The 11,108-nt window shown below is 49.5% G+C and carries 15 protein-coding genes; 12 read left to right on the top strand and 3 right to left on the bottom strand.

Features of this window, described 5'->3' with window-relative positions:
- Positions 1-559 precede the first annotated feature (559 nt).
- Positions 560-1,219: a Uma2 family endonuclease gene (locus Q0986_RS00655; protein ID WP_299402294.1), complete on the top strand. Its 660-nt coding sequence runs from the start codon at positions 560-562 to the stop codon at positions 1,217-1,219.
- On the opposite strand, the gene Q0986_RS00660 is transcribed toward Q0986_RS00655, so the two are convergent.
- Both Q0986_RS00660 and Q0986_RS00665 read right to left on the bottom strand, forming a co-directional pair.
- Positions 1,214-2,419 (bottom strand): aminotransferase class V-fold PLP-dependent enzyme, encoded by a 1,206-nt coding sequence (locus Q0986_RS00660; RefSeq protein WP_299402296.1) that lies wholly within the window; start codon positions 2,417-2,419, stop codon positions 1,214-1,216. The two genes, Q0986_RS00655 and Q0986_RS00660, sit on opposite strands and share 6 nt — an antisense overlap.
- A 17-nt stretch (positions 2,420-2,436) precedes the next feature.
- Complete coding sequence (locus tag Q0986_RS00665) at positions 2,437-3,420, bottom strand: sulfurtransferase (RefSeq protein WP_299402298.1); 984 nt, start codon at positions 3,418-3,420, stop codon at positions 2,437-2,439.
- Between the two features lie 141 nt (positions 3,421-3,561).
- Between Q0986_RS00665 and Q0986_RS00670 the strand changes: the two genes are divergently transcribed.
- The 5 genes from Q0986_RS00670 (at position 3,562) to Q0986_RS00690 (ending at position 7,329) form a co-directional block, all read left to right on the top strand.
- The gene (locus tag Q0986_RS00670; RefSeq protein ID WP_299402322.1) at positions 3,562-4,404 is read left to right on the top strand and encodes a lysophospholipid acyltransferase family protein; all 843 of its coding nucleotides are present in this window, start codon (positions 3,562-3,564) and stop codon (positions 4,402-4,404) included.
- Complete coding sequence (locus tag Q0986_RS00675; RefSeq protein WP_299402300.1) at positions 4,394-4,630, top strand: hypothetical protein; 237 nt, start codon at positions 4,394-4,396, stop codon at positions 4,628-4,630. Before Q0986_RS00670 ends, Q0986_RS00675 begins: the two co-directional genes overlap by 11 nt.
- Positions 4,631-4,819: 189 nt before the next feature.
- Complete coding sequence (gene cobO / locus Q0986_RS00680) at positions 4,820-5,464, top strand: cob(I)yrinic acid a,c-diamide adenosyltransferase (protein ID WP_299402303.1); 645 nt, start codon at positions 4,820-4,822, stop codon at positions 5,462-5,464.
- Between the two features lie 10 nt (positions 5,465-5,474).
- Positions 5,475-5,999, top strand: coding sequence for a DUF2085 domain-containing protein (locus tag Q0986_RS00685; protein WP_299402305.1), 525 nt, complete (start codon positions 5,475-5,477; stop codon positions 5,997-5,999).
- A gap of 100 nt (positions 6,000-6,099) precedes the next feature.
- Positions 6,100-7,329, top strand: a complete 1,230-nt coding sequence (locus Q0986_RS00690; protein ID WP_299402307.1) for an ABC transporter substrate-binding protein — start codon at positions 6,100-6,102, stop codon at positions 7,327-7,329.
- An 80-nt stretch (positions 7,330-7,409) separates the two neighbouring features.
- Here the strand turns inward: Q0986_RS00690 and Q0986_RS00695 are convergent, their stop codons facing one another.
- Positions 7,410-7,856 carry an N-acetyltransferase gene (locus Q0986_RS00695; RefSeq protein WP_299402310.1) on the bottom strand — a complete coding sequence of 149 codons (447 nt, stop codon included), beginning with the start codon at positions 7,854-7,856 and terminating at the stop codon, positions 7,410-7,412.
- A gap of 87 nt (positions 7,857-7,943) precedes the next feature.
- Here Q0986_RS00695 and Q0986_RS00700 point away from each other — a divergent pair, with 87 nt between their 5' ends.
- From Q0986_RS00700 to Q0986_RS00720, 6 genes are all read left to right on the top strand, one after another.
- Positions 7,944-8,489 (top strand): thioesterase domain-containing protein, encoded by a 546-nt coding sequence (locus Q0986_RS00700; protein WP_299402313.1) that lies wholly within the window; start codon positions 7,944-7,946, stop codon positions 8,487-8,489.
- Positions 8,490-8,550: 61 nt separating this feature from the next.
- Complete coding sequence (locus Q0986_RS22810; protein ID WP_366918477.1) at positions 8,551-8,763, top strand: DUF29 family protein; 213 nt, start codon at positions 8,551-8,553, stop codon at positions 8,761-8,763.
- Between the two features lie 92 nt (positions 8,764-8,855).
- On the top strand, positions 8,856-9,053 hold the full coding sequence (locus Q0986_RS22815; RefSeq protein ID WP_366918478.1) for a DUF29 domain-containing protein: 198 nt from the start codon (positions 8,856-8,858) through the stop codon (positions 9,051-9,053).
- A gap of 369 nt (positions 9,054-9,422) precedes the next feature.
- Positions 9,423-10,061 (top strand): 50S ribosomal protein L3, encoded by a 639-nt coding sequence (gene rplC / locus Q0986_RS00710; RefSeq protein ID WP_299402315.1) that lies wholly within the window; start codon positions 9,423-9,425, stop codon positions 10,059-10,061.
- Between the two features lie 41 nt (positions 10,062-10,102).
- Positions 10,103-10,735 (top strand): 50S ribosomal protein L4, encoded by a 633-nt coding sequence (rplD, locus tag Q0986_RS00715; protein WP_010469327.1) that lies wholly within the window; start codon positions 10,103-10,105, stop codon positions 10,733-10,735.
- Complete coding sequence (locus Q0986_RS00720) at positions 10,728-11,030, top strand: 50S ribosomal protein L23 (RefSeq protein WP_010469320.1); 303 nt, start codon at positions 10,728-10,730, stop codon at positions 11,028-11,030. The genes rplD and Q0986_RS00720 overlap by 8 nt, the downstream gene beginning before the upstream one ends.
- The last annotated feature ends 78 nt before the right edge of the window (positions 11,031-11,108 follow it).

Genomic DNA, 11,108 nt, shown 5'->3' on the forward strand with positions numbered 1-11,108 from the left:
TGCCTATTCGTATCACCCGATGAAGCCTGCTCTGGATCTGACGCCTGAGGAGCTAAAGGCCCTCCCTGCCGCGATTGTTTAGCGTCGAACTCACGTTAATACATGGAGTAACTTGGGGGTATTCAAAGCCTGCAATTGGGGCTCTCAGAACACTCATTTCGGTGGGCGCTGATCTAAATATTCACGATAATACTGGTAAAACAGCCCTGATATATGTACAAGATCGGTGTCAGGAACAAGCAGGCTTTTCTGCAGTTGTAAAGCTGTTGAAACGCTCAGGTGCTTCAGAGTGAGGAATTCATTCGCTCAACGTTATAGGCAGTGATGTATCAACTCACGTGATGGTCAGGCGCATCATTACAGTTAGATAGGCAACTGAATTGCTTGGCAATGAAAAAATCACTCCCGCAACCTGAGAAATGGTATTTTCCCTGCTTTCGCTTTGTCCTGTTTTAAGATCTACCAAAGAGAGTACAAGACCATGTGCTGTCTACAACCAGATTGATACGAGCGATACCATAGAGAAGAATCCAGCCCAACTTTATTCAAAGAGGAGTCTATGACAACGACCCTAGACATATCCTCCATTACGACCGAAACTCGAACTGTATTAATTGGGGTGAGTTGGGACACTTATGAGCGCTTATTAACGGAAACGGGAGCCGCGCGTCATCAAAGATTTGCCTATAACAACGAACGGTTAGAAATTATGGTTCCCCTCGCCAGCCATGAAGAGCCGACACGGCTATTGGATGACTTTGTGGCGGTTTTAGTGGATACATTAGGCATTGAGCTACGGAAGCTCGGTTCACTCACCCTCAAAAATACCCAACAGCAAAAAGGGCTAGAACCAGATTGCTGTTTTTATATCCAAAATGAGGCAGAGGTTCGCGGCATTGACACCTTAGATTTTGCCGTTCATCCCCCGCCTGATTTAGTTGTGGAGGTTGATAATACTAGCCAATCCTTAGATAAATTCCCCATCTATGTGGCGTTGAAAGTACCAGAGATTTGGCGGTTGCGGCATAATACGCTGATGATTTACGGATTGGATCCTCAAGAGCAAGCTTACAAAGCGCAAAGTGAAAGCATTGCCTTTCCTGGATTACCCATCACTGACATTCCTCAATTTATCCTTATGGCTAAACAGGATGGACAACGGTCAGCCATTCGTGCCTTTCGGCAAGCTGTTCAGGACGCCCAGAAAGACGGTCTATAACTGGTTTAACCGTTCATTCTCCATTGGCAGAACCGTTAACCCCGCTCGCAACCGTTGAATCGTCTGCATCACATGGTGTGCAGCTTGTTCAATCTCTGCTGAGGTTGTAAACCGCCCCAGCCCAAATCTCAAGGTCGACTGCGCCAAGGTTGAAGACCGCCCCAACGCCGTTAACACATGAGACGGAGAGGGTTTACTAGAGGCACAAGCAGATCCTGAAGAGAGGGCTACATAGGGTTGCAAGGCTAGCAACAACGCAGCCCCCTCCACCCCTGCAACGCTGGCTGATAAGCAACCCGGCAACCGCTGTTGAGGATGGCCATTGAGGTGAATATCTCCTAAGGTCTGTAAGGTTTGCCATAGCTGATTTCTTAACTGTGTGAGCCGCTGGGCTTCTACGGTTTGCTCTGCAACTCCTAGCTCAATGGCTTTAGCTAAACCCACAATTTGGGGGGTGGGCAATGTCCCTGATCGCACGTTGTATTCCTGCCCACCTCCCTGCAATTGAGCCGCAACCTGCACATGGGGGTTGCGGTTACGAATATATAGCGCGCCAATCCCTTTGGGACCGTAGAGTTTGTGCCCCGTGATCGACAGCAAATCAATATGCATAGCTTCGACATTAAGGGGGATTTTGCCAATGGCCTGAGCGGCATCCGTATGGAGCAGAACCTTGTGTTGATGGCAGATCTGCCCAATTTGGGATATGGGTTGTAGCACCCCAATTTCATTATTCGCTGCCATAACAGACACCAAAATGGTATCGGGCCGAATCGCCTGTTCCAGGTTTGCCAAATCCAGTAGCCCATCTGCTTGAGGAGGGAGATAGGTGACCTCAAATCCTAATTTTTCCAAATATTTGCAGGGTTCTAAGACGGCATTATGTTCCGTTTGCATCGTAATCAGATGTCGTCCCTTGGTTAGATAGGCTTCGGCGACGCCCTTGATCGCTAAATTATTAGCCTCTGTCGCCCCGCTGGTAAAGACCAGTTCTCTAGGAGTTGCACCAATGAACTCAGCCAGGGTTTCGCGAGCCAGATCCACAGCGGCCTTCGCTTCCCATCCGTAGAGATGATTATTGCTGGAAGGATTTCCAGGACAATCCGTAAAATAGGGCAGCATTGCCGCCACTACTTTTGGGTCGACAGGCGTAGTGGCCTGACAATCTAGATAAATGGGGCGCTGCAGTGGTACAGACATTGATAAATAGGTGAGTCTTAGGATTGGACGGTCAACGGATACGCTTTGGGCGAGCCAGCAGACCACTCCCACATGGAGCCCGCATAGTTTTTGACCTGAAAGCCCAAATCAGTCAGGACAACGGTTAGCCACCCTGACCGAATGCCACCGGTGCAGTAGGCGACAATTGGGGTATCGGGCGTGATGCCTATGGCTTGCAGTTGAGCCAGAATGCGATCGCGCGGTAACAGTTTTCCCTGGGCATTGAACAGGGTACGAAAATGTAGATTAACCGCATTGGGGATATGTCCCCGTCGCTGCTCACCGTAGGGGGTAGCCCCGGCATATTCTTGGGGAGTACGGGTATCGATAATCACCCCCTGTTGCTCTTCAAGCACTGCTTTTAAGTCATCGCGCTGAATTTGCCAGCTTGGATCGCGTTGAATCACAAAATTTCCTGGCGGCGGTTCTGGCCTGGATTTCAGGTTGGCAGCCACTAAGGCGGGATAGCCCCCATCAACGATGACGGCCTTTGGATGGCCAAGCGTTCGCAGCATCCATACTATCCGCCCATCCTCTCCCCAGCCCCGTTTGGGATTGGCAAAGACAACGACAGGTCGATGGTTAGAGATGCCCAGTTGCCTCAGCTTTTGGGTTAGCACTGTATTGTCCTTGAGGAGGGTACCCTTTTGAGTTGTAGTTTGAGGGGAAAATGTCTGCCACTGGACTGATTTACTCCCAGGAAGATGCTGCCAGCCCAACCACTGATGACCCCGTGCATCTAAGAGGGTCGCTCCTTGATCAACCAGGATTTTTGCTTCCTCTGCACTCACTATCCAAGTCTGATCTAGGTTTAAGGCGGCTGCTCGTTCAGTAAAAGGCGTCTGATTTGCCAGCTGGATCGACTCAGCTTCAGAGGTGTGACGAATCAAAGGGGAATGGATCAGTGCGATCGCACCCACGAGGAGTACAACGCCTAAAGCCAGGACTCTGGTTGTTGTAGGGTGAAGATGTTTGTTCATACCCTAACGGTATCAAGACGGTTGGATCGCTACCTCAACCATACTCGGGATACAACCACTACAGCCATGTTCAAGAGGAGACAAGATGTTCCTTCAGCTTTCTGTCTGGCTCAATTTAAAGAGGCCATTTCCGGCTGCCTTATGAAGTCTTCTGTTGCCCCTAAGCCACGACAAGGCTGGTCCCTTGAGGATCGAGATCCGGCGGTGATTGCAGCTGTTATGCCGCGTTGGCAGTGGTTTTACGATTACTATTTTCGGGTACAAACCAGTGGCTGGCATCATGTCCCTTCGGAGAAAGCTTTATTTGTGGGGACCCACAATGGTGGATTAGCCGCCCCTGACTTGCATATGCTGATGTATGACTGGTTTTATCGCTTTGGGGCGGAACGACCGATTTATGGCCTGATGCATAAGAGCATGTGGCGGGTTAGCCCGAGGGTGGCTGAATTTGCGACGCTGGCTGGGGCAATTCGCGCTTATCCAACAATGGCGAAAGCCGCCTTTCAAAGGGGAGCCAGTGTGGCCGTGTTTCCAGGGGGGGCTCAGGATGTGTTTCGCCCCCATCGACTAAGGGACCGGATCTATTTTTGCGATCGCAAAGGGTTTATCAAGCTAGCCCTGCAAGAAGCCGTTCCCATCGTCCCTTTTATTTCTTGGGGAGCCCATGACACGTTGTTGGTGTTAGCCGACGGTTACGAATTCATCAAACAGCTCCATGATCTTGGGTTACCCTGGTTGTTTGATACCGACCCAACGGTTTTTCCCATCTACCTGGGGTTACCCTGGGGACTCAGTCTAGGACCACTGCCCAACCTTCCGTTACCCAGTCAAATTCACACCCAGATTTGTCCTCCGATTCACTTTGAGCATTATGGCAGGCAGGCTGCAAAGGATAGGACTTACGTACAAGATTGCTATGACCAGGTGGTCAGCAAAATGCAGTTTGCCTTAGATCAACTCATCCTAGAAGCGAATGGAACCTGAGTTCGACATTAATCAATATGGTGGGGCCAAGATTAGAGATATTTCAGTGCAATCCAAGTGGCAATCTGGTAACAGTGATCACACCTTCGAAATCACCACCATTCGCTTCGACCACCACCAACAGGATGAAGCTTGGCAACCCGGTGAGATCACTTTAATGACCGCATCCAATTTACTAGAACCCCCGATCCTTCCTTTTCCCAAAATCACCTGCAGTCGGGATTAATGCTAATCCACAGCCCCTAGCACTTCATCTCAAACGTTTATCCAGTCCCAAAACAAAGCGATAGGGAAGTCCTCCTTGGCGCTTAGATATTGAAGTTGGGCATAGGTCAAGGTCTCTAGCCAACAAATGATCCCTTTGACCGGAAACCATTACTATTTAAAGAGCCCAGTCATTGTTACTGATACTCCTATGACTCAATCGGCCTCTTCCACCTCACCATCTACTGACTCACAACTCACTGCAGAGCAGCACCAGCAGAAAATGCAGCGCCGCAAACAGGTGCAAGATCAGCGGGTTGCCGAGCGATCGCAAGAGAAAGGCTTAGTCATTATCCACACGGGAAATGGCAAAGGCAAAACTACCGCTGCCTTAGGTATGGTCATGAGATCTCTAGGGCATGGGTATAAAGTCGCCATTATTCAGTTCATCAAAGGGGCTTGGGAACCTGCCGAAAAAGCTGTCCTAGGAAACTGGCCCGATCAGCTTGTGTTTCATGCCATGGGTGAAGGATTTACCTGGGAAACCCAAGATCGTGAGCGTGACACTGCCAAAGCCAAAGCCGCCTGGGAGCAAGCCCTATCTTATATCCAGAATCCTGACTATCGCCTCATTCTCCTAGATGAAGTCAATATTGCCCTTAAGCATGGTTATTTGGATAGTGCAACCGTCATCGCAGGGTTGCAGTCCAAACCCGCCGACACCCACGTCATCCTTACCGGGCGAGGAGCCCCCCAAGAATTAATCGACCAGGCCGATTTAGTCACTGAGATGACCCTGGTCAAACATCCTTTCCGTGAACAAGGCGTGAAAGCCCAACCTGGTATCGAATTTTAGGAGGATCTTAATGGTAAGGACAGTGGAACGGCCCACCCAATCAGTGGAGTACGTCAAACAACCTCGTCCCTGGCGCAGCATCATTGCTGACGTCATCTTAGTGGGATTAGTGTCTGGCCCACTGGCCGCTCCCTTCCTGGCATCCACAGGGTTGCCCATCCTGCCTCAGATCGCCAGCATCATCTACTTTATGGGCGATCATGTTTGTCCCCAACCCGAAATGGGCTTAGCACTAATGCCTCCTTACCTAATGGCTGTCTGTATGCGCTGTTTTGGCACCCTGATGGGACTAGTAACCATGCGCTATTTGTTCTCCGTGAACCAAGGCCAAGCTCCCTATTGGCTGAATCGATATGGTTTACCTGGTTTGGTCCTTACCCTTGGTCTTTGTTTGGTCTATCCCTTTGAACTCTATGCCCAGTCCTGGGGTTGGTGGGAGTACAACAACTTCGTGGTCACGCTGTTTGGTCTAGTTTCGGGTCTAGGGCTGGGGGCCTACATCATGCCGCCCCTCCATCGTCCTTCTCGCACCTAATATCAACCTTCTGCTGACAATGCTGCAGAAAAATCATCCGTACCCAGCGCTGCTCAAGCTCCTTGGCAGGTGTCTGGGTATTGTTTTATGTGTCTTGCTGTTGAGTGTTTCCTATATCACTCCTGCTCAGGCAGAACCCATCACCCTTAGCTTTTTGGTCGCTGCCTTTGAAGTCCCCGTTTGGAAACCCCTGATCGCTGAGTTTGAAGCCCAGCACCCCGAGATTCATATTGAGATGATTGAAGGCCCCAGCACCTCTAATATTGTCGAAGACCTCTACGTTTCAGCTTTCCTGTTGGGCAATGCGCCCTACGATTTGGTCTATATGGATATCACCTGGGTAGCTAAATTCGCTGCCGCAGGCTGGTTGCAGGATCTATCTCCACGAGTTACCCCTGAACAGGAAGCCCAGTTCTTAACCGGGGCCTGGGCAGGCGGGAAGTTCCAGGATAAACTTTATCGCTATCCTGCCGTGCGAGCAGATGTAGGGGCGTTGTATTATCGCCAAGATTTACTCGATCAGTATGGCTATTCTCCCCCTGAGACCTTTGCGGATTTGATCCAGATGTCCCAAGCTCTGAAAGCCCAAGGCATTCCTTGGGGCTTTTTATGGCCAGGGAAACAGACCGAAGGCACAACCGCCATGTTCTTAGAGGTACTGTCAGGGTTTGGCGGTTATTGGATTGATCCAGAAACATTGGCAGTGGGGTTGGATACAGAAGACGCAGTTACAGCCCTAGCTTTCCTCGTCACCACCCTCAAAGAGGGCCTTTCACCCCCTGGAACGGTCAGCTATCAAGAAGAAGAAAACCGCCGCCTCTTTCAAAATGGTCAAGCCGTCTTTATGCGTAATTGGCCCTATGCCTGGTCTCTGATCAACGCTCCTACCTCCCCGATCCAAGGCAAAGTCGGTATTCAATCGATGGTGTCTCAGCCTGAACAATTGGCAAGGGCCTGCCAAGGGGGGTGGGGTTGGGGAATTGCTGCTACCAGTCCCCATCCAGAAGAAGCTTGGCAAGTCATCCAGTTTTTCTCTAGCGAAGCAGCTCAACGTCAGGTGGTCCAACAGTTTGGCTACCTACCCACCCTCAAATCTCTCTATGCCAATCCCGATATCTTGGCTCAGTATCCCCATTTCGCCCTACTCCGAGAAATTCAGGAACAGACTGTCTTGCGCCCTGCTATTGCTCAATACGATCAGGCATCAGATATCCTGCAACGGTATCTCAATGCAGCATTTACCCAACAACTCAGCCCCAAAGCAGCTATGGTCTCAGCCGCAAGAGAAACCCGTCAATTACTGGCCCCATCAACTCATACGAGGGGCTAAACGAACCGTGACCAAACACGAGCATGAATCACATTTACATGGTGACTGAAAGTTAATACTTAGTCGCGCTTCTAGGCAGCTCAACCTAAGTGGGCATCGTAACGCATCTGAATAAATGGTGATTCCACACTGGTCATCACAAATCCAAGTCGCTCATACAGATGCTTAGCACGCGGATTTGCAGGGACTACAGACAGTTCAACAGGCAGCATTCGACTCGCAGCTTGTCCAACAACATCTTGAATCACGGCTGTTCCAAGGCCCCTATCTTGATAATCCGGCACAATTTGAATCTCATGGATATACAGAGAATCTGGTTTCCATTCAATCCAGAGACCGCCTACGTCAAAGCTCGTCGCTTCTATAATCGATACATTTTGAACAGCAAAACGTCGATCAAAATCAGTTCGCTGCCATGTTTCATCCCACCCCCAAGTGGTCTCAATCACATCACGCATAGTGGTGGAATGAAGCATAAACAGAAATTCACAATCCAGTTCCGAGGCGGGTCTCAGTCGATACTCCATTTGTATCCGCTGCCATAATCGCCAAACGACATATTAGCAATCACTGCCTAGCTTGTAGACGTTGTAGTTCTAAGAATAGTGCGACCTATGTTTGTCGTTAATTTAGCCCTCAAAAAAGTTGATGCTAAATCCAGGTATAGACTAGGGGCTAGAAAACTCACGAAAACCGATGCCATCGTGACTCCAGACTGTACAGCAGTAGAACAATATCTCCACGAACATATTCCAATTTCAGCAGCCATGGCCGTAACCGTCAGTGCCTTACATCCTCAAGTTATCTTGTCGGTTCCTCTGCAACCGAATATTAATCATCGTCAGACTGGCTTTGGAGGTAGTATTTCAACCCTAGGGATCTTGTCGGCTTGGACTTTTGTCCATACTCGGCTTCAACCTCTACCAAAGCCCTACAGAATCGTCATCCAAGATAACAGTGTGGAATACCTGCAGCCTGTCACCAGTGACTTTGAAGCACGATGCGTATCACCATCAGCAGAGACATGGCAACGGTTTCTCAAAATCCTGCAAAGAAAGGGCAAAAGTCGAATCAAGCTAGCTGCTGAAGTCTATGCAGCGGATCGATTAGTTGGCACATTTACAGGTAACTACGTCGCTTTGGACATCCAAAGGGCTTAGCTCCAACGCAGTGTTGGGTATGTCACATTAGTGAAGTCGATCAAGAGTCTTGGTGACAATTATGGCAAGCACCCAACTCCCTAACGCTGAACCATCCAGTGAGAGGGATGGCCTCGTTCATCAGCAGTTGTATGACACTGACTTTGTTGAGTGGATCGATCAAGCAGTTGCACTGCTCAAGCAAAGTAAATTTAGTGAGCTGGATCTTGAGAACCTGATCGAAGAGGTAGAAAGCTGGGGACGCAGCGAGAAGAATGCCCTCAGAAGTCATTGACGCATTCTTTAATATTGCACCACCTATTAAAGTAGCAATACCAACCCGGCAAACAGAGCGGCAGCTGGCGAGGGAGTATCAGAGAACATTGCATCCACATTCAAGATGCCTCTACAGATAGTCCGAGTTTGAAAAATTACTATATGAATAGCTTTGGAGAAAGCTACAGAAAAGCACGACAGCTGGCGGCCGATGAAACAGGGCTAGGTATCAGCACATTCCCAATGGAGAGCCCTTATACTCCCGATCAAGTCCTCGAGAGTGAGTTTCTACCAGAAGGGCAAGATTAAGTGAAGGAATAGCTTACCAATCCAGAACTCTACTAGCAGCGTCATTCATATGAGGACCATTGCTGAAGAGTGAACGGCCATTATTGAATTAAAAATTTATGTAGACATGAATTCATTCCTAGTCTATGATGATTAATCGGTGCTTGTGCAGGATACTGGGTTCCGAAAATAGCCCAAGTCCTAAGGACCGAGAAGCTAATTCATGCTTCTGCTGTTTCTACAATTAACTTGCTCCTCAGATTGGCGTTAACTCTAATGTCTTCCTGGCTCAGAGTTTCGGCAATATTGTGTCTTTTAGGCAGCCTGAGGTCAATTTTTTTGTGTTATAGGGGTTTCCCTATTGTGTTTAGGTAAGGGAGTCTGCTCACTGTGTCTGTCGGTATTCTAGGAACAAAGCTGGGAATGACCCAGGTTTTTGATGAAGCGGGTCGTGCGATTCCAGTCACCGTTGTTCAGGCGGGTCCTTGTCCGGTCACCCAGATCAAAACAGCCCAAACGGATGGTTATACCGCCGTCCAGATCGGCTATGGCAGCACTACCGAAAAAGCTCTGACACGTCCCGAGCTTGGACATCTAAAAAAATCCTGTTCGACTCCGGTTAGGCATCTGCAAGAGTATCGCCTCGCCGACGTCAGCGAATTTGAACTTGGACAAAGCATTTCTGCCGATCAGTTCTCTGAAGGTCAGCTTGTCGATGTTTCAGGGATGAGCATTGGTCGGGGTTTCGCAGGTTACCAAAAGCGCCACAACTTCCGACGAGGTCCCATGGGTCATGGTTCTAAGAACCATCGCCTCCCCGGTTCTACGGGTGCAGGTACCACCCCTGGTCGTATCTATCCTGGTAAGCGGATGGCCGGACAAATGGGGAACGTCAAAAAAACCATTCGTAAATTGACCGTTGTGCGGGTAGATGCTGAGCGCAACGTTTTGTTGATCAAGGGTTCAGTTCCTGGCAAGCCCGGTGCTTTGCTCAACATTCAGCCTGCCACCATTGTGGGCGAAAACTAGTTTTGTGCCGAATGCCTAAAGACGCCTAAAGAGTAAAGAACATGGTTAATTGTGTAGTAAGAAATTGGCAAGGAGAGGACGCAGGTCAAGCAGAACTTGATCTGAAAGTCGCCAACGAAGAGAATGCGGCTCATATCGTGCACCGTGCCCTTCGCCGTCAAATGAATAACGCCCGTCAGGGAACCGCCTCCAGCAAAACCCGCTCTGAAGTGCGTGGCGGTGGCCGTAAGCCCTGGCGACAAAAAGGAACCGGTCGCGCTCGTGCAGGTTCTAGCCGTTCTCCCCTCTGGCGAGGTGGTGGTGTCATCTTTGGCCCCAAGCCTCGGAGCTATTCCACCAAGATGAACCGCAAAGAGCGACGGTTAGCCTTGAGAACAGCCTTTGCGAGCCGAGCCGAAGACTTGGTTGTAGTGGAAGATTTTGGCGATAACCTCTCTCGGCCCAAGACTAAAGATTTGCTAGAAGCAATGGGGCGTTGGGGTGTAAACGCAGACTCTAAGACCCTGCTGATTTTGGCAGACAAACATGACACTATCTATCTGTCTGCCCGCAATGTAGAAAAGCTGAAGCTGATCTTAGCCAGCAACTTAAATGTCTACGATTTGCTCGCAGCAGATCAGATTGTGGCAACCCAATCTGCGATCGCAAAAATTCAGGAGGTTTACAGTGACTAAGGTAACACCCACCAGTTTGGCCGACCTCATCCGGCGGCCCATCGTTACTGAAAAAGCCACCTTACTTCTGGAAAACAACCAGTACGTGTTTGAGGTCGATCCCAGAGCGACCAAACCTCAAATCAAAGCTGCGATTGAAGAGCTTTTCGAAGTTAAAGTAACCGGCATTTCCACCAGCAACATGCCGATCAAAAAGAAGCGCATCGGCAAGTTTATCGGTCACAAAGCTCAATACAAACGGGCCACCGTCACCCTTGCACCGGAATTCACCATTAACCTGTTCCCAGAAGTTTAAGTGCCACCCTCTGACGTCTTTCTTGAAGTGATATAGCAATGGGCATCCGCTATTACAGACCTTATACCGCTGGAACTC

This window comes from Acaryochloris sp. IP29b_bin.148, from assembly GCF_028285565.1.
GTDB lineage: Bacteria > Cyanobacteriota > Cyanobacteriia > Thermosynechococcales > Thermosynechococcaceae > Acaryochloris.